The following is a 23,885-nucleotide window of genomic DNA, read 5'->3' as shown; positions in this document are numbered from 1 at the left end:
TGATCAGCTTGACGATGCCCGGCAGGTCCGGCGCCACGTGCTGGATCAGCTTCAAAATGCTCAAGCCTGCCATCGCGCCGATCATGAGCACGTCGCCGTGCGCAAAATTGATCAGGTTCAGCACGCCGTACACCATCGTGTAGCCCAGGGCGATCAGGGCGTACATGCTCCCCAGGACCAGGCCGTTGATGATTTGCTGGATGAATATGTCCATATGTCTCCTAAGCTCCCTTTTTTCCACGCTGCTTGTTGCAGAGCGGTTCTGTGTAAATCTTTGTGGATTGAATTTCTGTCAGATCAACTTTGCAGCGAGTCACGCGCCACGCGCGCCGCCGCCAGATCCCATGAGGCCTGGCCGACGGTCTTGAAGACCGGCAAACCCTGCGCAGGCTGCAGCTTTTCACCGCGACCGGCCAGGATGTCGCCGATGGCGCGTACGCGACTCCAGTCGACGCCGGCCTGGATCAGGTCGCCGGCTTCATGTTTGGCGCCGCCGAGGTCGTCGACGACGATGGTGCGTTCAGCCAGCAGCGCTGCCGGGAATTCCACCATGTCAGGCTTGAAGGCGCCGACGCCGATGGCCAGGGTATGCGGCGCGAGTCTGGCCGGAATCACCGCGGTGCGCGAGGTGGTCAGTGCGATCAGTACGTCGGTCGCAGGCACGTCCTTTTGCATGGCGTCAGCCGCCAGCGGACTGGCGACGATGCCGCGCTCGGCATGACGCGTGCTGAGCTCGCTGCAGAACGCCTGCATGCGGGCAACGTCGCGCGCCACGATCCAGAATTGCGTGACGCCGAAGAACTCCACCAGCGCGTCGGCATGCGCGGCAGCCTGCACGCCGGTGCCGATCAGCAGCGCCGATTTTGGCTTGGCCGGCGCCAGCGTCTGGATGCCGAGCAGCGTCATCGCGGCGGTACGACGGGCAGTGACGGTCGGACCGTGCAGCAAGGCGATGCGCCGGCCGGTCTGCGTTTCAAAGACGATGACTTCGCCCTGGATGGCGGGCAGGCCATGCCGGGCGTTGTCGCCATGGACGGTAATCAGCTTGGTGACGCTGAGGTCAGCGCTGACGGCCGGCATGCTGAGCAGCACGCTGTTGGCGTCGATCGGCACGACCTGGCGTTCGGGCGCGGTGATGCGGCCGTCGGCGAATTCCTGCGCGGCTTGCGCCAGCGCCGGTACCAGGCGCGCATACGGCAGCGCGGCGGCGGTTTGTTGGGCGTCGAGAATGTGCATCGATTTACCTCAGGAAGAAGCCGGTCGGGAACGGGTCGGACTCTTCCAGCAGCCACTGGTTGGTGCTCATGATGTGCGCCGAACCGGTGACTTCGGTGAAGACCCCATCAAGCTCGCCGACCTTGGTGGTGCCGGTGACGCGCACGCTGAAGTTGCTGCCGACAATGCTGCCGTTGACGTAGTCCTGGTTGAGGTCCAGCTTGCCGCGCAGGAACAGCTGCGCCGCGCGGCCGGAGGTGCCGGTGCCGGTCGGCGAGCGGTCGACTTCGCGGTCGGCGAAGATGCAGACGTTGGACTGATCGGCGCCGGGAAAATTGGGGGCGCTGTCGATGATAGTGCCGTACAGCGTGTTCAAACCCGGCTCGAGCGGATGCTGGATCTTGACCTTGGCCTTGACGGCGGCCTTGGTCTCGGCGCCGAGCTGGATCAGCTGGCGCACTTGTTCCGGCTTGACGGTCAGCTTGGCCTGGTCGGCGTTGATGTAATAGTAGAAAGCGCCACCGAAGACGATGTCGCCGGTGATCTTGCCGAAGCTCGGGGTGTCGACTTCGACGTCGCGCTGATAGATGAAGGAAGGCACGTTCTTGAAGGTGACCTTGCCGGCGCGCTGGCCGTCCCACTCCACGCTGGCGTCGATGAAGCCGGCCGGCGCGTCGAAGCAGATGCGCGTCACCGGTGAAGTACGCTCAACATAGCCCATTTCGACCAGCACTTTGCCCAGCGCGATGATGCCGTGGCCGCACATGTCGCTGTAGCCTTCATTGTGAATAAAAATAACGCCGAAATCGGCATTCGGCGTCAGTGGCGGAAACAGGTAAGCGCCGTACATGTCGGCGTGACCGCGCGGCTCGTTCATCAGGAACTGGCGCAGGTCGTCGCGGTTTTCCTTCAGCCAGGTGCGCTTTTCAAGGATCGTGGCGCCGGGTACTTGCGGCAGGCCGGACACCAGGATACGCAGCGGTTCGCCGCCGGTGTGGGCGTCGATGGTCTGGACGGTGCGGGTGTAACTGAGCATGAAACTTCCTTCTGCAAAATACTAGAAACTATTCGCAATGGGCAGTGTATTGCATTTCCGATTGCGTGCGCCGTATTGGTGATACGGATGCATCAATGCCTTGCCCGATCGTAAAGATGAGGCTGTGGCAACCCCGGCCCTGCTGCATTGCAGAGGGCCGGGGATGAACTACGGAAATTACCAGGGGATCATTTCAGGGAAGCAATCACAAGACTGCGATTGTTCCCTGGCAGAAATGAAATGGAACTGGCGATGAAACCAAACAGCGGAAGCAGCGATCAGTAGCTGGTCAGAGCAACCGGCACGCCGTCCTTGAAGCGGAAGATCGTCACTGGCGATTGCTTCAGGTCATGCTTGTCGTCGAACTCGTACTGACCTGCCACGCCTTTGTATTTGATTTTAGCCAGCGCAGGGCCATAGACCTTTGGTTCGACGGAGTTGGCCGCCTTCATTGCCTGAGCGATGACCATCATGCCGTCATAGAACGAGACTGCGTAGACTTCCGCTGGGCGACCGAACTTCTTTTGATAGTCGTCGGCGAATGCCTTGCCTTCCTTGGCCTTCTCGAGGATCGTGCCGCCTTGCGTACAGTAGACGCTTTCGCCGATGGCGTCGCCGCCCAGACGACCCATTTCAGGCGAGCAGATACCGTCGCCGCCCATCAGCAGCGCGTCGATGCCCAGTTGCTTCATCTGACGCTTGATCGGACCGCCTTGTGGTGCGTAACCGCCGATGAACACGGCTTGCGGCTTCTTGCCCTTGATCGAGGTCAGGATGGCGGTGAAGTCGGTGGCCTTGTCGTTGGTGAAATCCTTGCTGACGACCTTGATGCCGTTGGCCTGGGCGATCTTGATGAATTCTTCCGCCAGGCCCTGGCCATACGCGGTGCGGTCATCGATCACGGACACGGTCTTGATCTTCAGTTCCTTGGCGGCGTACAGCGCCATCTTGCCGCCCAGCTGGCTGTCGCTTGCTGCAACACGGTACAGGGTGGCGAAACCTTGCTGGGTGATCTTCGGATTGGAAGCCACGGTCGCGGTCACGATGCCGGCGTCGTTGTAGACGCGCGAAGCAGGAATGGTGACGCCCGAGTTGTACGGACCGACGATGGCCTTGACGCCCTGGTCAACCAGCTTTTGCGCTACGCCCACGCCCGATTTCGGATCGGCCTGGTCATCTTCCGCGACGATTTCGAACTTGATCTTCTTGCCGCCGATGGTGAGGCCTTGCGTATTCAGACGCTCGACCGCCATTTGCAAACCGCCCTGGTTATCCTTGCCGGCCGAAGCTTGTGGCCCGGTCAGCGGACTGCTGAAACCGATCTTCACTGTTTGCACTTCCTGAGCAGATGCGAATGCCGGGATGATGGCAAGTGAAGCGGCGATGATATGCATGCGGTTATACATGTTGTTTCCTCTCTTGGTTGAAGGTCAGGCTTGCGTTAAAACACTGAATTCAAGCCGCGGCGGCAAAAAGGCAAGACGGTCGCAAGCGCAACTGCAGATAGGCATGGCGGGTGAGTCTCTCTTCTGTGCTTTGGTCGGCCCGTTGCGTCCGGTGGTCCGGCGCAACTACTTTTTATGGTGCTCGATTCTATTTACTCTTTGATGATATTAGTCCCGATAATTGCCCTTATAATCAGAATTTAATTCAGCAATTTCTCATTAAACAGAAGAAAATTCAGATTCTATGGCTACGCTTGATAAAATCAGCAAAAAAATTCTGTCGGAACTGCAAAACGACGGCCGCATCAGCAACGTCGACCTGGCCGCGCGCGTCAATCTGTCGCCGGCGGCCTGCCTGGAGCGGGTACGCAAGCTGCAGGACGCCGGCTATATCCTCGGCTACGCGGCCCAGCTCAATCCGGAATTGCTGGACGTGTCGCTGCTGGTGTTCATCGAGGTGGTGCTGGACCGCACCACGGCCGACGTCTTCGAAGCCTTCAAGAAAAGCGTGCAGAGCATTCCGGAAATCATGGAATGCCACATGGTCGCGGGCGGCTTCGATTATCTGGTCAAATCGCGCGTGAAGGACATGAACGCCTACCGTGAATTCCTCGGCAAGTCGCTGCTGCAGCTCAAGGGCGTACGCGAAACGCATACCTACGCGGTGATGGAAGAGGTCAAGAATACGATCCGGTTGCCGATCAAATAAATCACGGACGAGCCGTCTCAAAAACTCGATAGCGGCACCAGCTTGCCATCCTTGAAACGCAGGATGGTCACGGTCGATTCGGTCATGTCGTGGCGTGGCGTGAACTCATAGGTGGCCGTTACGCCCTTGTAACGCATGCGCGCCAGCACCGGCGCAAAGACGCGCGGGTCGAGCGAATTGGCCGACTTCATCGCCTGCCACAGCAACAGCACGCCGTCGTAGAAGGTCGGCGCATAGACATCCGGCAAGCTGCCATATTTGCCCTGGTAGGCGGAAGCGAAAACAGCGCCGTCCGACACCCTGGTCAGCCACACGCCTCCCTGCACGCAGTAAGTGCGTTCGCCCAGCGCGCTAGCGGCTTGCGTCGACATGGCCGACGAACACAAGGCGTCGCCGCCCAACAGGGGAATCGACAGGCCGCGCTGCTGCATCTGCCGCAGCAACGCGCTCGCCTGCGGCACGTAGCCGCCGAAGAAAATGGCGTCGGCCTTGGCGGCGGCGATGGCATTGAGCGCGACGCCGAATTCCTCCGCCTTGTCGCCGACCGCTTCCTTGTACACCAGCTGGACGCCATTCATTTTGGCGACCCGCTCGAACTCATCAATCAGCCCGCGCGCATACAGCGAACCGTCGTCGATGACTGCCATTTTTTTCAGTTTGAGATGACGCGCCGCATACAGGCCCATCTTGCCGCCCATATCGGCGTCGCTGGCGGCAATGCGAAACACATACGTCAGCGCGGTCTGGGTGACTTTGGGATTGGAGGCGACGGTGAGCGACACCACGCCGGCGTCGTTGTAGATCTTCGCAACGCTCAGCGCCACGCCGGAATTGAACGGTCCCAGCACCGCCCGGACCCCGGCCCCCACCAGCTCCCGCGCGATTGCGGCGCCTTCCTGCGTGCTGGCCTTGTCGTCGCGCACCAGCAACTCAAAACGAATGACTTTGCCGTCCAGCTGCAGGTTTTGCTGGTTCAGGCGTTCGATCGCCATCTGCGCGCCATTCAGCCCATCCTTGCCGGCGGCGGCTTGCGGCCCCGACAGCGGGCTGCTGAAACCGAGCTTGACCACTTGCCGCTCTTGCGCAAAAGCGCAGGCGGACAGCAAGGACAGGGCTGTTGCAATTGCAATGATGCGAACAGGTGGCATGCGCTCCTCGGGCCGGGACTGGCTGTGCCGGCGGCATTGCCGGTGACTCTGCCCAGAATAGCCCAATACGTCGCCGCGCATTGGTGAAAAACCGGCAAAAGAGCATGCCTTTTGCCGGTTTTGACTGGTTCAGGCGCCGCGCGCCATGCAAACGGGTTCCGGTCAGAACTGCGTGCGCACCCCGACGATCAGGTTGCGCCCCGATTGCGGCACGGTGTCCTTGAGCACGGCGGTGGAATAGCGGATGTCCTGGTTGAGCAGGTTCTTCACCAGCGCAAACCAGGTCACGCGCATCGCCTGCAGCTTTTGCGTGTACGACAGATTGGCGTCGAGCTGGGTATAGGACGGCGTCTGACTGGATTCGAAGGCGGCCAGGCGATCCTGCTTGAGCGCCCGCAACACGCGCGCGCCGCTGGCCCACGGACCTTGCTTCCAGCCGAGGTCGACGCCGTAGCGCGTGGCCGGCTGCAGCGGCAGGCTGCCCTGGTTGTCCAGCGTACCGCGTGAGGTGTCGGCAAAGCCGCGTACCGAGAAGCCTTCGTTGTTCAGGTTGTAGCTGACTTCGACTTCGGCGCCGTGGATGGTGGCGTCGCCCTGCGACCAGAAGCGCTGCAAGAATTCACCGGCCGGATCGGCATTGCCGGTTGCGTCGACCTGGCCGTTGGTGCGGCCGTAGACGTAATTCTTCACCTTGTTCTGGAACAGATTGCCCTTCCAGCGCACCAGGCCTTCGGTCTTTTGCAGGCTCAGTTCGATGTTGTGCGAGGTTTCCTTTTGCAGGCTGCCGTTGCCGATGTCGAAGGTCGAGGTCGATTCATGCGGGCCGTTGGAATACAGCTCTTCCACGGTCGGTGCGCGCTGCGCCACCGAATAGGTCGCACCCAGGCCGTAGCCGGGCACGAAGCTCCACAACGCGCCGGTGGACCACGAGAACAGATTGAAGTCGCGGTTCTGCAGGCCTTCCGGACGGCGCTTGACGGACTCCAGGCGCAGGCCGGCGCTGGCCAGCACCGAGCCGAACTTGCGCTCTTCGACCAGGAAGCCGGCGAAGGTGCTGGACTTGGTTTTGGGCGTCAGCTGCGGCGAACCGTCGACGGCCGACAAGGCCGAGTAATTGTTTTGCTCGGTCTGGATGCCGAAATTGCCGCGCCAGCCGGCCAACGGCTTGTGCGCCAGTTCCCAGCGCGTCTGCAGCGCGCGATTGGAGAACACCGTGTCGGCGGTGCCGTCCTCCTTCTTCTCGGTGTGGGTGTAGTCGGTATAGCCGAGCTTGAACTTGAAGGACTCGATGCCGGCAAACGGCTCCCTGACCAGGCTGTCGATGTCGTAGCGGGTCTGGTGCAGGTCGATGAAGGATTTTTCTGCAGTCGGAATGCCGTAGTGATCGTCCAGCGACGACACCGACGCGCCGATATGGCCCCAGTCGGCGATGTAGGAACCGCCGACGCCGACGCTGCTTTCATGCGTGAAGGAATTCGGCAGGCGGCCGGATGCGGTGGTGGCATCGCCCTGTTTGGCGTTGCCGGGAATCTTGTAGTTGTCGGTGTCGCGGTAATTGCCGTCAACATGCAGGCCGATCTGGCCGGCCGAACCGTCGACCGAGAATGAAGTATTTTTCTGGCCGTCGACGGTGCCGTAGCGCGCCTCGACCTGGCCGGTCGGCTTGCCCACCAGCTCGGTCGGGATGCGGTCGTTGACCACGTTGACCAGGCCGCCGATGGCGCCCGAGCCGTACAGCAGCGCGGCCGGACCGCGCAGGATTTCGATCTGGCGTGCGGTGGCGGCTTCGGTGGCGACCGCGTGGTCGTTGGAGACAGTCGACACGTCGGCGGTCGACATGCCGTTTTGCAGCATCAATACGCGCGGGCCTTCCATGCCGCGGATGATGGGACGCGACGCGCCGGCGCCGAAGGCGGAGGCCGAGACGCCGAGCTCTTGCGACAGCGTGTCGCCGAGCGAATTGCCGAGCTTGTTGCGCAGCTCATCGCCGGCCAGCACTTTGGCGGGCGTGAGGATCTGGGCGTTTTCTTCGGTGGCGAAGGGGCTGGCGGTGACGACGACTTCCTGCAGTTGCTGTGATTGTTGCTGTAATTGCGGCGATGGCGTAGTTTGCACGGTCTGCACGTTCTGTGCGAAGGCGGCGGTGGACATGACGGCGAGCGCGGACAGGACGGCGCTGGCCAGCAGGGTGGGCTGGGCTTGCATGGTGTTCCTTGACTGACAAATGAAAGAATGGCGTGCGGCCAGGCGCGGATCCGCGTGAGGCGGTCCGGCCGGCAAATCCTTGCGTTCAGATGTCAGCGCGGCGGCGCGCGTGAGGAAAAGTGGCAGACGGCCGGCGCATCCCAGGAGGCGAAGGCCTGCCACAGCGCCAGCACTTGCGTGCCGGGAATCAGCGGAGGAGAAAAGAAACCGGCGTGGATGCCGGCCGCACCGGCGGCGGCGTCATATTCGACGCAGGAATGATGCGATTTTTCATGCGCGGCGTGATGCTTGCCGTCGTCAGAACTGCGGGCGCCGACGTCGACATAGTTGAACAGCGCGGCATTGAAGGAAGCCAGCGAGGACGTCACTGACGACGCTTGCGCCTGCTCCGGCCAGCCGGCATGAGCGATGCCGTGCAGCAGACCGAGCCACTGCGAGAACAGCAGCATCGCGACCAATGCCAGCGCCAAACCCATGCGGCCGCTGCGACTGCGTCGGACAGCGACGCCGGCCGGACGAGGACGTGCCGGAGGGGCAATACGCAGCGATGTGGCGGAGGCGACGGCCATGAGGTTCAGGTAGGTCAGCGATGGTTCGGCAAGCGCGGCGGGCGGCATGCCGGAGAGCGCGAATTATAGCACTCAATTGCAACACTGTTGCATTGACGAATGCATCTTGCCCCGCATGATTACGCGGCGGTGCAATTGGGGAAACGTCGGAAGTTCGGAAATGCCGGGAAAGGACGCCGCACGCGAATATGACGAGAACGTGGTGACGGACTACAGTCGCACCACCGAGGCTGGAAGGACGAAAGAAGGAAAGAAAGACGTGCAAAACAAAAGCGAATGGCGCCGACTCGCGGCGCCATTGCTTGTGATCACAGCAGGAACTCAGTCGCCGTACAGCTTTTGCTTGAGTTCGCGGCGTTGTTGCGCTTCCAGCGACAGTGTCGCGGTAGGACGCGCCAACAGACGCGGAATGCCGATCGGTTCGCCGGTTTCTTCGCACCAGCCGTATTCGCCGCCGTCGATGGAGACGATGGATTGCTGCACCTTCTTGAGCAGCTTGCGCTCGCGGTCGCGGGTACGCAATTCCAGCGCGTGTTCTTCTTCGATCGTAGCGCGGTCGGCAGGATCAGGCACGAGCACGGTTTCGCGCAGATGCTCGGTGGTCTCGCCGGCGTTCTTGAGCAGATCTCGTTCCAGCTGTTGCAAACGGGCCTTGAAGAAAGCAAGTTGCGCTTCGTTCATGTAGTCCTTCTCGCCCATCTTGAGGATTTGTTCCTCGGTGAGCAAGGTTTGCGTATCAGGGGTAGTTTTGGGAGTTTTAGTTGCCACTTCGCTTACTTTCAATACTACGGGTTTTTCAATTTTATCCTTTAATCCGGCGCTTGCATCCTGCTTTGCTGTCTTGCCGCCGCTGGCTTTGCTGCCGCCAGCCTGACCGGATTTGGTCGCTTTTGAATCCACTTCCCTTGCTGCCGGTGTTGCCGGTGGTAACGCTATTGCGGACGCTTTTTGAGACGCCGCTCCGACTGCCTTGCCGGCGCTCTTCCCTGTGCCGGACCCGGAGGTCGCCGATACCGTTTTTTTAACGGTCAGGGATTTTACTACAACAACATTGGCTGCCGAGGAAGTTGTTGCCTTCTTCTTCGCCGCCGCGCCAGCCTTGGGCTGCGCGGCCGATGCAGTCTTCACTGCAGCGGTTTTGCGGGCCGGCGTCGCCGCCCGGCTGGCCGGTTTCGGCGTCAGCTTTTCAGCTGCCGCCTTTGGTGTTTTGACCGCTGCGGCAGTGGCGCCGGCTTTCTTGGCTGCACTTTTGGCCGCGGTGGCTTTGGAACTGTCTTTCTTTGCGGTGACGCCCATGTATCCTTCCCCCGAAACTTCCGGTTATCTGGTCAATCGACGATCGTGCCTGGCTCACGCCATGACACGCAGATGGGAAGCGTGTCATCCGGCACGCAAATCCAATACAGTGTATACCAGAACTTGGCGCATAAATAGCACTTCGCGTACTGCTGTGCGCCTGCACCCGCCTGTATTTATGCCCGCCTGGGGCCGCCTTTGCCTGCTTCGGTGCGGTCAGGCCGGATGTACGGCGCCGCACACCGGGCAAGCCGGGTTGCGCGCCAGCCGGATGGTGGTCCATTCCATGTTGCGGGCGTCCAGAATCTGCAGCCGTCCGGCCAGCGATTCGCCGATCCCGGCTGTCAGCTTGAGCGCTTCGGCCGCCTGCATGGTGCCGATGATGCCCACCAGCGGCGAAAACACCCCCATGGTCGAGCATTGCACCTCGTCGAATTTCTGATCCGGCGGGAACAGGCAGGCGTAGCACGGCGCCGTCCCTGAACGCGGGTCGAACACGCTGACCTGGCCGTCAAAACGGATCGCTGCGCCCGACACCAGCGGCACCTTGTGGGTCACGCACGCGCGGTTGACGGCGTGGCGGGTGTCGAAATTGTCGCTGCAGTCCAGCACCACCGTAGCGCTGCGCACCAGCTCGCCGAGGCGCCCGTCGCTGACGCGTTCGGCCAGTGCGACGATGTCGATGTCGGGATTGATTTCTTCCAGCGCCTGCTGCCCCGATTGCACCTTGAGCTGGCCGACGCGCCCCGTCGTGTGCATGATCTGTCGCTGCAGGTTGGTCAAATCGACGGTGTCGTCGTCCACCAGCGTGATCCTGCCCATGCCGGCCGATGCCAGATACATCGCCGCCGGCGACCCCAGGCCGCCGGCGCCGATGACCAGCGCATGGCCGGCCAGCAGTTTTTCCTGTCCGGCAATGTCGATCTCGTCGAGGAGGATGTGGCGCGAATAGCGCAGCAATTGCTGGTCGTTCATGGCGTGGCGGTGGCGGAGCGATAAATGAAAAAAGGGCTGCATGTCTGCAGCCCTCTTAATGTAACGCAATTTCCTACATCACTTCTTTTCGATCTTTTCTGCTGGAGCCTTTTCAATCTTTTCCGGTGGCGCCTTGTTGTCCTTGCGGATGTCCTTGACCGGCTTGTCGTCCTTGCTGGACTCGTCGCGGATTTCAGGCTTGACCTTGGACACCTGGACCGGCTGGCCCTTCAGGTGGTTGAGCGCCTGCGCCAGCTGGAAGTCTTCCTTGCTGCCGAATTCGAGCGGCTTGCGCTTCTTTTCCAGCGCGATCAGGCGTTCTTCTTCCTTCTCGTCGACCGTGGATGCCTTCACTTCCTTGGCATCCTTGTCCTTGTCGTTGGTCAGGTGCTTGGTCAGGTCGGCTTCGCGCAGGCGCAGGCCGTTGAGGCCATCGCCGTCGGCGTATTCATCCACCATGATGTCCGGCACGATACCGCGCGCCTGGATCGAGCGACCGTTCGGCGTGTAGTAACGCGCCGTGGTCAGCTTGACCGCAGTCAGCTTGTCCGGCGGCAGCGAGATCACCGACTGCACCGAGCCCTTGCCGAACGACTGCGTGCCCATGATCGTGGCGCGCTTGTAGTCCTGCAGTGCGCCGGCGACGATTTCGGAAGCCGAAGCGGAACCGGAGTTGATCAGCACCACCAGCGGCACCTTCTTGATCGCGTCAGGCAGCTTGGACAGCGGATCGTTGAGCGGATTGGCGGCGTAGAACTCGCGCTTGGCCAGGAAGCTCGACTTGGAGCTCGGCAGCTGACCGTTGGTGGTCACCACCACGGCATCCTTCGGCAGGAAGGTGGCCGACACACCGATCGCGCCCGGCAGCACGCCGCCCGGATCGTTGCGCAAGTCGAGCACCAGACCCTTGAGGTTCGGTTCCTGGGCGTAGATCGCCAGGATCTTCTTGGCCATGTCGTCGACCGTCGGTTCCTGGAATTGCGTCACGCGCAACCAGGCGTAGCCGGGTTCGACCACTTTCGACTTGACGCTTTGCACGCGGATTTCCTGGCGGGTAATGCTCAGGATGATCGGCTTGTCCTCGTCCTTGCGGGCGATGGTCAGCGTGATCTTGGTATTCGGTTCGCCGCGCATTTTCTTGACGGCTTCATCGAGCGTCAGTCCCTTGACCGGCGTCGAATCGAGACGGGTAATCAGGTCGCCCGCCTTGATGCCGGCGCGATAGGCCGGCGAATCTTCGATCGGCGAGATCACCTTGACGTAGCCGTCTTCCATGCCGACTTCGATGCCGAGGCCGACGAACTTGCCCATGGTGCCTTCGCGCAGCTCCTTGTAGGCCTTCTTGTCGAGGTAGGCAGAATGCGGGTCGAGCGAGGCAACCATGCCGGAAATTGCTTCGGTGAGCAGCTTCTTGTCTTCTACCGGCTCAACGTAATCGGACTTGATCAGACCGAACACATCGGTCAATTGCCGCAGCTCTTCCAACGGCAGCGGGGCCGTCGCATTTTTTTGCGCGATGGCGTCGAATTGCATCGAAGCCGCTACACCCGCAATCATGCCCAAACTGATAAGTCCAACGTTCTTGAGTTTGCTGCCCATTTTTCACCTAGTAGTTACCCAGCCCAGTGGGTCGAAAGCGCGGCCCTGATGCCGCATTTCAAAGTATAAACCCGATTGCTCATTGCCGCCGCTATTCCCTGCGCTGGCAATGACATCCCCGGTTTTGACGAGATCCCCCGCCCGCTTCAGAACGGACTGATTATTGCCATAAATCGTCATGTACTGGTTGCCGTGGTCGACAATCAGCAGATTGCCGAAACCCCGCAGCCAGTCTGCATACACTACCCGCCCGGCCGCCACTGCCTTGACTTCCGAGCCTTCCGGCGCGCGGATGAACAGGCCCTTCCAGCTCGGTCCGTCGCCGCGCTTGCCGCCGAACTTGGCGATCAGGTCGCCGCGCACCGGCAGGCGCAACTGGCCGCGCAGGCTGGCGAAAGGCTTACCAAAATTTTCTTCCGGCGACGGCGTGGCTTCGTTGCGGCCCAGCGATTGCGGCGCTTCGTCGTCGTCAATGTTGTCCGACGGCGCCGGCCTGGCCTTGGTTCCCGGCGCGGCCTTGGCTTGCTGGGCAGCAGCAGCCGCACGCCGCTCGTGTTCGGCCTTGGCTTTGGCCAATTGTTCCTGGCGCCGCTTTTCGCGCGCCGCGGCTTCGGCCTTCTTCTGGTCCTCGATCAGTTGCGCCAGCTTGTCGACCAGGCCGGACAGGCGCTGCTCGTCGCGCTGCAGGTTGCCGACTTCCTTGCGCTGCGAGTTGAGTTTGGTCGACAGTTGCGCCAGCAGCGTGCCGCGCTTGGCCTTTTCCTTCTCCAGCAGTTTCTTTTGCTCGTTCTCTTCCTGGGCGATTTCTTCCAGTTCGAACTTGGCGTTCTGGGTCGCGGCCTTGTTGTCCTTGATGGCCTGCAGGTTCGTGCGCAGCGTTTCGATCAGTTTCGCCTGCGCCTGCGACACGTAGCCCATGTATTGCAGCTCGCGGTTGATGCGATTGGGGTTGTCGCCCGACAGCAGCAACTTGATGCGATCCTCGTTGCCGGCCACGTACTGGTCACGCAGCAGTTTCGACAACTGCGCCTGCTGGCTGTTGACCACGCCCGACAAGTCGGCCTGCTGCTTCACCAGCACATTGAGCTTGGCTTCGGTGCCGGCCTGCTCCTGGCTCAGTTCGCGCAGCGAGCGGTTGGCCTTGGAAATCGCCTGCTCCGACTCGGCCAGCGCATCGGCGGCATTGCCCTTGGCGGTCTCGGTCTTGTCGATGTCGCGCTTGAGGTTGGCCAGCTTTTGCTGCAGGTCGGCGCGCTCTTTCTCGGCCGCCTGCTTTTGCTTGGCGCGTTCGGTGACCTGGGCGGCGACCGGGGGCGACAGCAAACACAACGCCGCGGCCAATGCCGCAGCACCGAGAGCCGCCGGTCTGCCGGCGCGCCAGCGCCGCAATCCTTCAGTCATGCAAAAAAGCTTAGTTATTTCGATTTCCCTTGATTTGCCACGGCCTTGAGCGCCGCGTCGATGGCCGACTGGTCGCCCAGATAGTAACTCTTGATCGGCTTGAGGTCGGCATCCAATTCATACACCAGCGGCTGGCCGTTGGGAATGTTGAGGCCGACGATGTCGTTGTCGCTGATGCCGTCGAGGTACTTGATCAGTGCGCGCAGGCTGTTGCCGTGCGCCGAGATGATGATCTTCTTGCCGGCGCGGATGGCCGGTGCAATGGTGTCGTTCCAGGCCGGCAGCACGCGCGCCACGGTGTCCTTGAGGCATTCGGTCAGCGGGATGTCCTCACGCTTGAGGTTGGCGTAGCGCGGGTCGTTGTAGGACGCGCGCGGATCGCTCGGCTCCAGCGGCAGTGGCGGCGTGTCGTAGCTGCGGCGCCAGACCAGGACCTGCTCATCGCCGTACTGGGCGGCGGTTTCCGCCTTGTTCAGACCTTGCAGCGCGCCGTAGTGGCGTTCGTTAAGACGCCAGTCGTGCTGCACCGGCAGATACATCAGGTCCATTTCGTCGAGCGTGGTCCACAGCGTGCGGATGGCGCGCTTCAACACCGATGTGTAAGCCAGGTCGAAGGTGAAGCCGGCTTCTTTCAGCAGCTTGCCGGCCTGCTTGGCTTCGGCCACGCCTTTTTCGGTCAGATCGACGTCAACCCAGCCGGTGAAACGGTTGGCGAGGTTCCAGGTCGACTCGCCGTGGCGCATGAAAACGATTTTGTACATAGTGTGGATTCGTGAGAAATAGGAAGAAACGGGAAGAGATCAGAAAATAGCAAAGGAAGAATCAAATAGCGTGTCAGCTTCTATTTTATAATGCCGGGATTCAGTAAACCCATTGAGATCCCGTGAAATTCATCGTAGACAATATTTTCCTGATCGGCCTGGTCATCATTTCCGGTGGCGCGCTGCTCATTCCCTTCCTGCAACAGCGCGGCAGCAAGCTGACGTTGCTGCAAGCCACCCAACTGATCAACACCGGCAAGACCCTGGTCCTGGACGTGCGCGACGTCGAGCAATTCAACGCCGCTCACCTGCGCGACGCCCGCAACATCCCGCTCAAGGACCTGTCGCAACGCATCGCCGAACTCGACAAGTTCAAGGGCAAGAACGTCATCGTGGTGTGCCAGTCCGGCACGCAAACAGCCAAGGCTGAAGGCATCCTCAAGAAGGCCGGCTTCGCCGAAGTGCACGGCCTGACCGGCGGTATCGCGGCCTGGCAGGCGCAAGGCCTGCCGACCGCCAGCCAGAAGGCGGCAAAATGACAGCGCGCGTCCTCATGTACAGCACCGGCGTGTGCCCGTATTGCATGATGGCCGAGCGCCTGCTCAAGAGCAAGGGCGTCGAGGACATCGAAAAGATCCGCATCGACCTCGATCCGCAGCAGAAGGACATCATGATGGAGAAGACCGGCCGCCGCACGGTGCCGCAAATCTACATCGGCGACACCCACGTCGGCGGTTTCGACGACCTCAGCGCGCTGGACCGCGCCGGCGGTCTCGATCCGCTGCTGCAGGGCTAAGCCTTCCCGAATCGATCCATTCGCATTTTTATCATCCGTATTAATCCAACCTGAAACGAGAGCATTCCATGGCGGAAGAGAACCAACAAGCTGAACAGCAACCCGTATTCCAGATCCAGCGCGTCTACCTCAAGGACCTGTCGCTGGAGCAACCGAACTCCCCGGCGATCTTCCTGGAACAGGATGCGCCTGCGATCGAAGTGGCAGTCGACGTCGGCGCCGAAGCGCTGGCCGACGGCATCTTCGAATCCACCGTCACCATCACCGTGACCGCCAAGGTCAAGGACAAGGTCGCGTTCCTGGTCGAAGGCAAGCAAGCCGGCATCTTCGAAGTGCGCAACATTCCTGCCGAGCAACTGGATCCGCTGCTGGGCATCGGTTGCCCGAACATCATCTATCCTTACCTGCGCGCCAACATCGCCGATGTGATCACGCGCGCCGGTTTCCCGCCGATCCACCTGGCCGAAATCAATTTTGAAGTGTTCTACCAGCAACGCCTGCAGGCGCTGGCCGAACAACAGACCGACAGCACGCTGGTCACCGGCACCACCACAGTCAACTGATCTCGCTGTATCCGCCGCACGCTGCCCCGCTCCGCGCGAGGCGCGTTGCGGTCGGCGCCTTCGTTGTATCCTGCATCCGATGCCGCGCCCGGCGATCATTCGCGCCATGCACGGCCTCACCCTCTCCAGCGGAGCAAGTCCATGAAATTTTCCCCTCTCGTCCTTTCCGCTCTGATTCTCGGTTCGACCGCGGCAGCGCCCGCCTTTGCGCTCGACTTCAAGTCGGTCGGCGCAGCGCCGGCCGTGCTGTATGACGCCCCATCCGAAAAAGGTCGCCGCGTCTTCGTGGCGCCGCGCGGCATGCCGGTCGAAGTGGTGCTGACCTACGGCGAGTGGAGCAAGGTGCGCGATGCGGCCGGCACGCTGTCCTGGGTCATGTCCAAGTCGCTGGCGGCCAAGCGCAACGTAGTGGTCAATGTCGCCAATGCCAAGATTCATGCTGCGGCCGACGACAACAGCGCCACCGTCTTCAGCGCCGACAAGAACGTGCTGCTGGAGCTGACCGACGCCGCGCCTGCATCCGGCGGCTGGGTCAAGGTCAAGCACCGCGACGGCCAGAGCGGCTTCGTCAAGGCGTCCGAGGTCTGGGGCGATTAAGCTTTACCAGGCGCATACTTTCCCCATTCCCGCCTCTACAAGCGAATCTTCATGAATATTTCCATACTCGGCGCCGGCGCCTGGGGCACGGCGCTGGCCATTGTGCTGGCGCAGCGCCATCAGGTCGTGCTGTGGGGCCGTAACGGCCAGGCCATGCGGGAAGCTTCCCTGCAACGCGAAAACATGGCCTACCTGCGCGGTTTTCATCTGCCGGAGTCGCTTATCGTCACCGGCGATTTTGCGAAGACGGTTGAACATGTCACCGCCAGCCAGGACAGCCTGCTGATCGTCGCCTCGTCGGTGTCCGGCCTGCGCGCTTTGGCCGAGACGCTACGCGATCATCCGATCCCCAACATCGTCTGGCTGTGCAAGGGACTGGAAGAACAAACCCGCCTGCTGCCGCATCAGATCGTGCGCGAAGTGCTGGGCGACAAGATCCCGGCCGGCGCGCTGTCGGGTCCGTCCTTCGCTCAGGAAGTGGCGCGCGGCCTGCCCTGCGCCCTGACCATCGCCAGCCTCGACAAGGCCTTGTGCGAACGCGTGGTCAGCGCGGTGCACGGCGGCAATCTGCGCGTGTATTCGAGCGACGATCTGATCGGGGTGGAAATCGGCGGCGCCGTGAAGAACATCCTGGCCATCGCCACCGGCGCGGCCGACGGCCTGCAATTGGGATTGAACGCGCGCGCGGCGCTGATCACACGCGGCCTGGCGGAAATCAGCCGGCTCGGCATCGCGCTGGGCGGCCGCGCCGAAACCTTCATGGGCCTGTCCGGCGTCGGTGATTTGATTCTGACCTGCACCGGCGACCTGTCGCGCAATCGCCGCGTCGGCCTCGGGCTGGCGCAGGGCAAGAAACTCGACGCCATCGTGACCGAACTCGGCCACGTCGCCGAAGGCGTGCGCTGCGCGCAGGCGGTGCGCTCGCTGGCGCAGGAGCTGGACATCGACATGCCGATCACCAATGCGGTGGCCGGGGCCTTGTTCGATGGGGTTTCAGTACAGGAAATGGTGGCGCAGCTGCTGTCGCGCGATCCGCGCGAAGAAAACTGAACAACTGGAAATTCAGGCGGGAAAATTGACGCCGGGCAAAACTGCCGGCTGAAGAAAAACGGGACTGGCGCCTGGCGCTCAGTCCCGCTGCTGCAACCCGAAAAACTTAGCGTGCGACGATGTCGCTCTCCATTTTGGGGCGCTTGAAACGCTTCGGCGACTCGCCTTCGACGATGTCGTCGATCTGCTTCGGCAGCTTGTCATAGACCGAGCAATCGTCTTCGCGCTCTTTCGCGCGGAACGATTTTCCTGCCTTGCTGAAACGGCCTTCCTTGGCCGCAAGCACATATTGCTGATGATGAGCGGCGCCGTTCTTGGCATTCTTGACTGCGATATTGCGTTCGATTGCTTGCATGACCCTGTCCTTACACGTCTTCTGACGTTCCCGTTCGTGGCGTTCTGCGACGAAAAATACCTTTCGGCACCATCGCAGTTGCGCGTTTTTGGCGCGCTGTAAGTCAACTAACGCACCAAATTCGATTTGGAATACGCAAAATCCGAATTTTTGTCAGGGAGTAGCAAGAAAAAACAAAACGCCGCCATGTTTGCGGCGTCGCAGCAAATCGAAAACTCCAGTATTTACAAGGCTTTACGGCGTTTTCCTCGACTGAAATTTGAAGAACATACGCAGTAGCAGCAGAATCGTAACAATTGTTGCAAAAAGTATCGGCTGGGCCAGCAGGTTCTTGCCCGCCTTCATCCACCAGAAGTGCAAAATGCCCAGCGGCAAGATCAGGTACATCAGCCGGTGCAGCCACAGCCAGCGTTTGGCGCCCAGCCGGCGCACCATGGCGTTGGTGCTGGTGGCCGCCAGCGGGATCAGCAGCACGAAGGCGATGAAGCCGACCGTGATGAACGGCCGCTTGACGACGTCGCGCCACATTTCTTCCACATCGAAGAAATGGTCGAACCAGAAAAACGTCATGAAGTGCAGCACGACGTAAAAGAACGAAAACAATCCCAGCATGCGGCGCAGCCGGATCAACCAGTTCCACCCGGTCAGGCGCCGCAGCGGCGTGACCGCCAGCGTGATGCACAGGAAATACAGGGTCCAGTCGCCGGTATTGCGCGTGATGAATTCGATCGGGTTGGCGCCGAGCCGGTCAAGGAAACCGAAGGCGATCAGCCGCACGAACGGCAACAGCGCCAACACGAACAGCACGCCCTTGAGGATGCCGACCTGGCGCGGCTTGAGGTTGCGCAGTGCATTCATGGGCGCGCTCAAAAGAATTTCTTCAGATCCATGCCCGCATACAGCGGCGCGACTTCGTTATAGCCGTTGAACATCAGCGTCTTGCGCTTGCGGGCCAGGAAACCGTCTTCGCCGATGCGGCGCTCCGAGGCCTGCGACCAGCGCGGGTGGTCGACGTTGGGATTGACGTTGGAATAGAAGCCGTATTCCTGCGGCGCCGAGACGTTCCACGCAGTCTTGGGCTGTTCCTTGAGGAAACGGATTTTGACGATGGACTTGGCCGATTTGAAGCCGTATTTCCAGGGCACCACCACACGCACCGGCGCGCCGTTCTGGTTCGGCAGCACTTCGCCGTACATGCCCACGGTCAGCAGCGTCAGCGGATGATTGGCCTCGTCCAGGCGCAGGCCTTCGGTGTACGGCCATTGCAGCACGCGCTCGTAGACGCCGGGCATCTGCTTCTTGTCGTCGAGGGTGATGAATTCGATGTATTTGGCGTTGCCGGTGGGCTCGGCCTTCTTGATCAGCTCGGACAACGAATAGCCGATCCACGGAATCACCATTGACCAGCCCTCCACACAGCGCAGGCGGTAGATGCGCTCTTCCAGAGGCGCCAGCTTGAGCAGCGCGTCGATGTCGAGCGTCAGCGGCTTCTTCACCTCGCCTTCGATGGCGATGGTCCACGGCCGCGTCTTCAGCGTGCCGGCGTTTTGCGCCGGATCGCCCTTGTCGGTGCCGAATTCGTAGAAATTGTTGTAGGTGCTGGCGTCCTTGAAGCTGGTCTGCTTGTCCATCACGACATAGGCGGAATTGGGCTTGGCGGTCAGCTTCTGCGCGCCCGGCGTCTGCGCCAGGGCGGGTTGCGTCATGGTTTCCAGCAAGGCGCCGCCGGCGATCGAACCGACCGCGACGTGGCGCATGAAATCGCGGCGCGATTCGAACAGCGCGCGCGGCGTGATCTCGGAGGACAGCGGGACGTCGATGTTGCGGAGTTGGCGCTTGATGAACATGGAATCTCCTGTGGCGGTAACTGACGACCATTGGTCGCGTTGATCCGCACCATCTTACAGAAGTTCGCCGATTTGATTGTGCCGGGGGAGACCCGGGTCAGGAGAGATTGGCGACCGGCGCCAGGCGGCCCGGCAATTCCGCCAATTCGCGGATCACGTGCACGCCGTCGGGCAAGGTCAGCACATGGTCTTCCGACTGCAGCGCAAACACCGTCATACCCGCCGCCAGGCCGGCCTTGACGCCGGGCAGGCTGTCTTCGACCACGGCGCAGCGCGCCGGCGCAACACCCATGGCGGCTGCAGCATGCAGGAACAAGGCCGGATCCGGCTTCCATTTCTGCACGTCGTAGGCGCTGTAAATCCGGCCTTCAAAATACGGCAGCATGCCGGTCACGCGCAGGCACAACTCGATCTTTTCACGCGGTGCATTGGACGCCAGGCAAAACGGCACGGCCAGCGACTGCACCAGCTCGAGCGCGCCGGCGATCGGCTGCAGGCGGGCGCGGAACATGATCGCCATGAGATCGCGCAGTTCGGTCACGAAGCTGGCCGGCAAGGGACTGCCGGCCAGGCGTTCGATCTCGGCCACGCAGTCGGCCATGTTGACGCCCTTGAATTTCTCCAGCGCCTCGACCGCGGTGATGCTGACGCCGAAGCGTGCGCTGTGCTCGACCCAGGCGTCGGCGGCGACGATTTCGCTGTCGACCAGGGTGCCGTCGCAGTCGAACAGGATCAGGTCGATGGTATCAATCGCGGGAAGCGCTGTCGTCATGGTGCGGTTCGCTTACAGTTCGCCGTAGGAATGCAGGCCGGACAGGAACATGTTCACGCCGAGGAAGGCGAAGGTCGTGACCAGCAGACCCACCAGCGCCCACCAGGCGGCAACCTGGCCGCGCAGGCCCTTCATCAGACGCATGTGCAGCCACGCTGCATAGTTGAGCCAAACGATCAGCGCCCAGGTTTCCTTCGGATCCCATGACCAGTAGCCGCCCCAGGCTTCGGCCGCCCACAGCGCGCCGAGGATGGTGGCGATGGTGAAGAAGGCGAAGCCGACCGCGATGGCCTTGTACATGACGTCGTCGAGCACTTCCAGCGACGGCAGCCGATCTTCCAGGTAACCCTTGGATTTGAGCAGGTAGGCCACCGCCACCATCGCCGCCAGCGCGAAGGTGCCGTAGCCGATGAAGTTGGCCGGCACGTGGATCTTCATCCACCAGCTTTGCAGCGCCGGCACCAGCGGCTGGATCTCGGCGGCGTCGCGCGAGACCGTGTACCACAGCAGGAAACCGACCGCCGCCGTAATCACCAGCAGCACGAAGGCGCCGAGCTGGCGGGTGGCGTAGCGATCTTCGTAATACAGGTAGAACAGCGCCGTGATCATGCAGAACAGGATGAACACTTCGTACAGGTTGGAAATCGGGATGTGACCGATGTCCGGACCGATCAGGTAGGACTCGTACCAGCGCACCAGCATGCCGGTGAAGCCCAGCACCACTGCCGCCCAGCACAGCTTGGAGCCGAGTGCGGCGCCGGTGCCGGAACGCGCCACCAGGCCGACCCAGTAGAACAGCGTGGACAACACGAACAGCGCGCTCATCCACAGGATGGCCGACTGGCTGGAGAGCAGGTATTTGAGGAAGAATTTCTTGTCGGCCATCTCCAGCGCGCCGCCGTACATGGCGATCGCCGACAGCGCCAGCACCGCCAGCACCGCCATCAGCCAGCGCACCGATTTCCAGTGCCAGCCGAGCCAGGCGAAGGTCGGCGCCGCCAGCAGCAGCACCGCTTTTTCGTAGTAATCCATGTGGCCGCCGTAGCGGCTCAGCGCAAACAGCGATGCCGCCACCAGCGCGGCCGCGTAAATCCAGTCAAGCACGCTGAGGCGCTTGAAAAAGCCGATATCCTGCGAATAAGCGTGGGTTTGGCTCAATTCCATTACGATCTCCAGTTCAATCCTGGGGCCGCCGCGCATCGTCGCGGCATCAGGCCCTCCGACATCCTACCCGTCTAGCGCGCGGGAGATATGTCGTTGCGGGCATAAGCGTTAAACGCTCATGCCTATATTATGTCCGACGCTAGCTTACGCCGTTTGCGACAGCTTCGCCTTCAGTAATTCGAATTCCTTATCGAAATCCATCGTCTTGCGCTGGGTGCTCATGGCCATCAGCGAATGCGATCCGCCGTCGTCTTGCGGGCGGATCCAGACCCACAGGCGACGCTCGCGGATGTACAGCATCGAGAACACGCCCAGCACCAGGAACAGGCAACCCAGATAGACCACTTTCTTGCCCGGCGAGCGCGTGACCTGGAACACCGAGGCCTTGATCTCGTCGAAACCGCTCAGCTTGAGGTACACCGGCGCATGGTAGAAGCCGGCGTCGGCCATCGCGTTGATCGCCAACTGCAGGAAACGCGCATGCTTCTCGTCGGTGCCCATGGATTTCAGGCCGGCCTTCTCGCGCGCGACCTGCCACAACTCCCACATGCTGCCGTTGAGGATCTTCATGAAGATGTCGGCGGCTTTTTCCTGCTCGGCGGCGGGGATCTTCTCGATGAAGCGCGACACCGCGATGTAACCCGATTCCTTGCCGTCGCCGGCGAAGATGCTCAGGCCGCGCAAGGCCGACTGCTGCACCTGGTCGCGCAACTGCTGGGCATTGGCGCCGTCGCCTTTCATGGCCTGGCGCGCGTAGCGTGTGGCGGCTTCCGCGCGCAAGGCCGGATTGGCCAGCGCGGCGCGCAGGCGCATCCACTCGTCGACGCTGTCTTCGTCATCGGCCGGAATGCGCAGGTAGCGGAATTGCTCGTCCGGCATGTCGCGTACCCCCGCCAGGAAGACATAGGCGCCGTCGACCTGTACCGGCTGCATGTAGTTCAGGAACTCGCGCGCCTGGCCGGTCTTGTCGCGCAATTTGTATTGCACGCTCGGGCCGACGTTCTTGAGGTCCTTGCTGTTGGCGTTCTTGGCGCCCGAGCCGAGATGCTTGTCGAGGCCATCGGCGAACGACTTGCCCATGCTCTGGTTGAGGCTCTTGTTGACGCTGCGAACATCGCCACTGCCGCCGCCGTTGGCGCTGTTGCCGTTGTTGTTCATGTTTTCCACGTTGAAGGGACGGAAGCCGCTCCACTCCACCGTGTACTCATTGTCCTTGGCCGCCGACAACGGCGTACTGCCGTTGACTTCACCGGCGATCTCGAAGCGCTTGTCGTCGGCGCCGGTCATCGCATGGCCGGTCAGGCGCAGCTTGCTGCCGCCGTCTTCGAAACTGGACTGGTACACCGCCACGCCGTTGTAGATCAGCGGTTCATTGACCTTGATGGTCGCAGCAAAATCCTTGCCGGTGGCGTTGTCGCGCACGATGACGTCGCTCGCGAACAGCTTCGGCATGCCGGTTGAGTAGTAGTCGATGACGAAGCGCTTCAACTGGATCGTGAACGGCAGGTCCTGGATCATCACGCCGTTCTGCTGCGGGATGATGGCGGTGCTGCTGCTGGCGCCTTCAGGGATTAGCGTGTTGCCGCGGAAGGTCGGATTGCCCAGGCCCAGCCGGTGCTCGGCCGGAATCTGCGAAATCACGCCGTTGCCGGTAAATGGCGTCTTGTCGTAGAACCATTGCTGGAAGCGGATCGGCAGGTCGGAGTCGAGCAGGCCGCCCAGGCAGATGATGACGATGGCGGAGTGGGCGAAGATGTAACCCAGTTTGTTGGCCGCGCCCTTCTTGGCGGCGATCAGCGTGGCGCCGTCCTTTTCCAGCAACTTGACCTTGTAGCCGTTGGCGCCGATGCGCTGCGCCAGTTGCAGCGCCATGCCGGCCACCGGCGTGGCGGCGGTCCATTCGGCCTTGTGGTGGAAATTGCGCAGCGATTGCTCGCGCACGTTTTCACGCCAACTGCTGATGTCCTTGAGCATTTTGGGACCGTTGCGCGCGATGCACAGCGAGGTCGACAGCACCAGGAAACCCATGATCATCAGGAACCACCAGGCCGAGTACACAGCGTAGAGGCCAAGCTTGCCGAACACCTCGAACCAGAACGGCCCGAACTGGTTGACGTAGTTCGGCATCGGCTGGTTCTGCTGCAGCACGGTGCCGATGATGGAGGCGACCGCGATCAGCGTCAGCAGGCTGATGGCAAAGCGCATGGAGGAAAACAGCTCGACGACTTCGGCGACCCAGCGTTGGCGGGTCTTCAGTTGGATGCCTGCGGTACTGCCTGTCATAAGTGCTACCTTTATCGATGCTCGATGGTGCTTGTCGTTGCTGCTTGCGGTGCAGTTTTCTGCGGTGCAGTTCTCAGCGGCTGCCTCGCCTGCCGGGGT

The 23,885-nt window shown here is 61.5% G+C and carries 23 protein-coding genes and 1 pseudogene; 6 read left to right on the top strand and 18 right to left on the bottom strand.

Features of this window, described 5'->3' with window-relative positions:
- From E4P32_RS23960 to E4P32_RS23945, 4 genes and pseudogenes are all read right to left on the bottom strand, one after another.
- A pseudogene (locus tag E4P32_RS23960) lies at nt 1-214 on the bottom strand (branched-chain amino acid ABC transporter permease); the annotation flags it as partial.
- An 83-nt stretch (nt 215-297) separates the two neighbouring features.
- Entirely contained in the window at nt 298-1,236 is a 939-nt protein-coding gene (locus E4P32_RS23955; protein ID WP_116436368.1) for a delta(1)-pyrroline-2-carboxylate reductase family protein, read from the bottom strand.
- Nucleotides 1,237-1,240: 4 nt separating this feature from the next.
- Nucleotides 1,241-2,251, bottom strand: coding sequence for a trans-3-hydroxy-L-proline dehydratase (gene lhpH, locus E4P32_RS23950; protein WP_116436367.1), 1,011 nt, complete (start codon nt 2,249-2,251; stop codon nt 1,241-1,243).
- A gap of 278 nt (nt 2,252-2,529) precedes the next feature.
- Nucleotides 2,530-3,657, bottom strand: coding sequence for a branched-chain amino acid ABC transporter substrate-binding protein (locus E4P32_RS23945; RefSeq protein WP_116436366.1), 1,128 nt, complete (start codon nt 3,655-3,657; stop codon nt 2,530-2,532).
- 283 nt (nt 3,658-3,940) lie between these two features.
- Here E4P32_RS23945 and E4P32_RS23940 point away from each other — a divergent pair, with 283 nt between their 5' ends.
- The gene (locus E4P32_RS23940) at nt 3,941-4,405 is read left to right on the top strand and encodes an Lrp/AsnC ligand binding domain-containing protein (protein WP_016832045.1); all 465 of its coding nucleotides are present in this window, start codon (nt 3,941-3,943) and stop codon (nt 4,403-4,405) included.
- Between the two features lie 17 nt (nt 4,406-4,422).
- Here the strand turns inward: E4P32_RS23940 and E4P32_RS23935 are convergent, their stop codons facing one another.
- The 8 genes from E4P32_RS23935 to gpmA form a co-directional block, all read right to left on the bottom strand.
- Nucleotides 4,423-5,553 (bottom strand): branched-chain amino acid ABC transporter substrate-binding protein, encoded by a 1,131-nt coding sequence (locus E4P32_RS23935; protein WP_167735749.1) that lies wholly within the window; start codon nt 5,551-5,553, stop codon nt 4,423-4,425.
- A gap of 162 nt (nt 5,554-5,715) precedes the next feature.
- Nucleotides 5,716-7,758 (bottom strand): TonB-dependent receptor, encoded by a 2,043-nt coding sequence (locus E4P32_RS23930; protein WP_116436364.1) that lies wholly within the window; start codon nt 7,756-7,758, stop codon nt 5,716-5,718.
- Nucleotides 7,759-7,850: 92 nt separating this feature from the next.
- Nucleotides 7,851-8,375 carry a hypothetical protein gene (locus E4P32_RS23925; protein ID WP_233526759.1) on the bottom strand — a complete coding sequence of 175 codons (525 nt, stop codon included), beginning with the start codon at nt 8,373-8,375 and terminating at the stop codon, nt 7,851-7,853.
- A 273-nt stretch (nt 8,376-8,648) separates the two neighbouring features.
- Nucleotides 8,649-9,053, bottom strand: coding sequence for an RNA polymerase-binding protein DksA (gene dksA, locus E4P32_RS23920; RefSeq protein WP_116436363.1), 405 nt, complete (start codon nt 9,051-9,053; stop codon nt 8,649-8,651).
- A gap of 786 nt (nt 9,054-9,839) precedes the next feature.
- On the bottom strand, nt 9,840-10,598 hold the full coding sequence (moeB, locus tag E4P32_RS23915; protein ID WP_116436362.1) for a molybdopterin-synthase adenylyltransferase MoeB: 759 nt from the start codon (nt 10,596-10,598) through the stop codon (nt 9,840-9,842).
- A 78-nt stretch (nt 10,599-10,676) separates the two neighbouring features.
- Nucleotides 10,677-12,197: a S41 family peptidase gene (locus tag E4P32_RS23910; protein ID WP_116436361.1), complete on the bottom strand. Its 1,521-nt coding sequence runs from the start codon at nt 12,195-12,197 to the stop codon at nt 10,677-10,679.
- Nucleotides 12,198-12,200: 3 nt separating this feature from the next.
- Nucleotides 12,201-13,598 (bottom strand): peptidoglycan DD-metalloendopeptidase family protein, encoded by a 1,398-nt coding sequence (locus E4P32_RS23905; protein WP_233526758.1) that lies wholly within the window; start codon nt 13,596-13,598, stop codon nt 12,201-12,203.
- A gap of 14 nt (nt 13,599-13,612) precedes the next feature.
- Nucleotides 13,613-14,359 carry a 2,3-diphosphoglycerate-dependent phosphoglycerate mutase gene (gene gpmA / locus E4P32_RS23900; RefSeq protein ID WP_116436360.1) on the bottom strand — a complete coding sequence of 249 codons (747 nt, stop codon included), beginning with the start codon at nt 14,357-14,359 and terminating at the stop codon, nt 13,613-13,615.
- Nucleotides 14,360-14,481: 122 nt separating this feature from the next.
- Here gpmA and E4P32_RS23895 point away from each other — a divergent pair, with 122 nt between their 5' ends.
- The 5 genes from E4P32_RS23895 to E4P32_RS23875 all read left to right on the top strand — a co-directional run bounded on the left by E4P32_RS23895 (nt 14,482) and on the right by E4P32_RS23875 (nt 17,365).
- On the top strand, nt 14,482-14,898 hold the full coding sequence (locus E4P32_RS23895; RefSeq protein ID WP_116436359.1) for a rhodanese-like domain-containing protein: 417 nt from the start codon (nt 14,482-14,484) through the stop codon (nt 14,896-14,898).
- A complete protein-coding gene (grxC, locus tag E4P32_RS23890) occupies nt 14,895-15,155 on the top strand; it encodes a glutaredoxin 3 (protein ID WP_016835992.1) in 261 nt (86 codons plus the stop codon). The genes E4P32_RS23895 and grxC overlap by 4 nt, the downstream gene beginning before the upstream one ends.
- A gap of 68 nt (nt 15,156-15,223) precedes the next feature.
- Nucleotides 15,224-15,718 carry a protein-export chaperone SecB gene (gene secB, locus E4P32_RS23885; protein WP_116436358.1) on the top strand — a complete coding sequence of 165 codons (495 nt, stop codon included), beginning with the start codon at nt 15,224-15,226 and terminating at the stop codon, nt 15,716-15,718.
- A gap of 141 nt (nt 15,719-15,859) precedes the next feature.
- Complete coding sequence (locus E4P32_RS23880) at nt 15,860-16,315, top strand: SH3 domain-containing protein (RefSeq protein WP_116436357.1); 456 nt, start codon at nt 15,860-15,862, stop codon at nt 16,313-16,315.
- A gap of 51 nt (nt 16,316-16,366) precedes the next feature.
- A complete protein-coding gene (locus tag E4P32_RS23875; protein WP_116436356.1) occupies nt 16,367-17,365 on the top strand; it encodes an NAD(P)H-dependent glycerol-3-phosphate dehydrogenase in 999 nt (332 codons plus the stop codon).
- 106 nt (nt 17,366-17,471) lie between these two features.
- Here E4P32_RS23875 and E4P32_RS23870 read toward each other — a convergent pair whose 3' ends face one another.
- The 6 genes from E4P32_RS23870 to E4P32_RS23845 all read right to left on the bottom strand — a co-directional run bounded on the left by E4P32_RS23870 (nt 17,472) and on the right by E4P32_RS23845 (nt 23,786).
- On the bottom strand, nt 17,472-17,720 hold the full coding sequence (locus E4P32_RS23870) for a hypothetical protein (protein WP_116436355.1): 249 nt from the start codon (nt 17,718-17,720) through the stop codon (nt 17,472-17,474).
- A 234-nt stretch (nt 17,721-17,954) separates the two neighbouring features.
- Nucleotides 17,955-18,578, bottom strand: coding sequence for a protein-methionine-sulfoxide reductase heme-binding subunit MsrQ (locus E4P32_RS23865; RefSeq protein WP_116436354.1), 624 nt, complete (start codon nt 18,576-18,578; stop codon nt 17,955-17,957).
- Between the two features lie 8 nt (nt 18,579-18,586).
- Nucleotides 18,587-19,567: a protein-methionine-sulfoxide reductase catalytic subunit MsrP gene (msrP, locus tag E4P32_RS23860; protein WP_116436353.1), complete on the bottom strand. Its 981-nt coding sequence runs from the start codon at nt 19,565-19,567 to the stop codon at nt 18,587-18,589.
- A 97-nt stretch (nt 19,568-19,664) separates the two neighbouring features.
- Nucleotides 19,665-20,339, bottom strand: coding sequence for an HAD-IA family hydrolase (locus E4P32_RS23855; RefSeq protein WP_116436352.1), 675 nt, complete (start codon nt 20,337-20,339; stop codon nt 19,665-19,667).
- A 12-nt stretch (nt 20,340-20,351) separates the two neighbouring features.
- Nucleotides 20,352-21,503 (bottom strand): c-type cytochrome biogenesis protein CcsB, encoded by a 1,152-nt coding sequence (gene ccsB, locus E4P32_RS23850; protein WP_116436351.1) that lies wholly within the window; start codon nt 21,501-21,503, stop codon nt 20,352-20,354.
- Nucleotides 21,504-21,647: 144 nt separating this feature from the next.
- On the bottom strand, nt 21,648-23,786 hold the full coding sequence (locus E4P32_RS23845) for a cytochrome c biogenesis protein ResB (RefSeq protein ID WP_116436350.1): 2,139 nt from the start codon (nt 23,784-23,786) through the stop codon (nt 21,648-21,650).
- Between the last annotated feature and the right edge of the window lie 99 nt (nt 23,787-23,885).

Source organism: Herbaspirillum sp. 3R11, assembly GCF_004563925.1.
Taxonomy (GTDB): Bacteria; Pseudomonadota; Gammaproteobacteria; order Burkholderiales; family Burkholderiaceae_D; genus Herbaspirillum.
The sequence above is the reverse complement of the archived record's forward strand: the minus strand, read 5'-3'. Positions and strand labels throughout refer to the sequence as shown.

Excerpts from the sequence above, each read along its gene's own strand:
- lhpH (WP_116436367.1), bottom strand. The coding sequence starts at position 2,251 with ATGCTCAGTTACACCCGCACCGTCCAGACCATCGACGCCCACACCGGC.
- E4P32_RS23875 (WP_116436356.1), top strand. The coding sequence starts at position 16,367 with ATGAATATTTCCATACTCGGCGCCGGCGCCTGGGGCACGGCGCTGGCC.
- msrP (WP_116436353.1), bottom strand. The coding sequence starts at position 19,567 with ATGTTCATCAAGCGCCAACTCCGCAACATCGACGTCCCGCTGTCCTCC.
- E4P32_RS23935 (WP_167735749.1), bottom strand. The coding sequence starts at position 5,553 with ATGCCACCTGTTCGCATCATTGCAATTGCAACAGCCCTGTCCTTGCTG.
- ccsB (WP_116436351.1), bottom strand. The coding sequence starts at position 21,503 with ATGGAATTGAGCCAAACCCACGCTTATTCGCAGGATATCGGCTTTTTC.
- E4P32_RS23910 (WP_116436361.1), bottom strand. The coding sequence starts at position 12,197 with ATGGGCAGCAAACTCAAGAACGTTGGACTTATCAGTTTGGGCATGATT.
- E4P32_RS23955 (WP_116436368.1), bottom strand. The coding sequence starts at position 1,236 with ATGCACATTCTCGACGCCCAACAAACCGCCGCCGCGCTGCCGTATGCG.
- E4P32_RS23855 (WP_116436352.1), bottom strand. The coding sequence starts at position 20,339 with ATGACGACAGCGCTTCCCGCGATTGATACCATCGACCTGATCCTGTTC.
- E4P32_RS23945 (WP_116436366.1), bottom strand. The coding sequence starts at position 3,657 with ATGTATAACCGCATGCATATCATCGCCGCTTCACTTGCCATCATCCCG.
- moeB (WP_116436362.1), bottom strand. The coding sequence starts at position 10,598 with ATGAACGACCAGCAATTGCTGCGCTATTCGCGCCACATCCTCCTCGAC.
- E4P32_RS23940 (WP_016832045.1), top strand. The coding sequence starts at position 3,941 with ATGGCTACGCTTGATAAAATCAGCAAAAAAATTCTGTCGGAACTGCAA.
- E4P32_RS23905 (WP_233526758.1), bottom strand. The coding sequence starts at position 13,598 with ATGACTGAAGGATTGCGGCGCTGGCGCGCCGGCAGACCGGCGGCTCTC.
- grxC (WP_016835992.1), top strand. The coding sequence starts at position 14,895 with ATGACAGCGCGCGTCCTCATGTACAGCACCGGCGTGTGCCCGTATTGC.
- E4P32_RS23865 (WP_116436354.1), bottom strand. The coding sequence starts at position 18,578 with ATGAATGCACTGCGCAACCTCAAGCCGCGCCAGGTCGGCATCCTCAAG.
- E4P32_RS23845 (WP_116436350.1), bottom strand. The coding sequence starts at position 23,786 with ATGACAGGCAGTACCGCAGGCATCCAACTGAAGACCCGCCAACGCTGG.
- secB (WP_116436358.1), top strand. The coding sequence starts at position 15,224 with ATGGCGGAAGAGAACCAACAAGCTGAACAGCAACCCGTATTCCAGATC.
- E4P32_RS23870 (WP_116436355.1), bottom strand. The coding sequence starts at position 17,720 with ATGCAAGCAATCGAACGCAATATCGCAGTCAAGAATGCCAAGAACGGC.
- E4P32_RS23880 (WP_116436357.1), top strand. The coding sequence starts at position 15,860 with ATGAAATTTTCCCCTCTCGTCCTTTCCGCTCTGATTCTCGGTTCGACC.
- E4P32_RS23925 (WP_233526759.1), bottom strand. The coding sequence starts at position 8,375 with ATGCCGCCCGCCGCGCTTGCCGAACCATCGCTGACCTACCTGAACCTC.
- E4P32_RS23930 (WP_116436364.1), bottom strand. The coding sequence starts at position 7,758 with ATGCAAGCCCAGCCCACCCTGCTGGCCAGCGCCGTCCTGTCCGCGCTC.
- gpmA (WP_116436360.1), bottom strand. The coding sequence starts at position 14,359 with ATGTACAAAATCGTTTTCATGCGCCACGGCGAGTCGACCTGGAACCTC.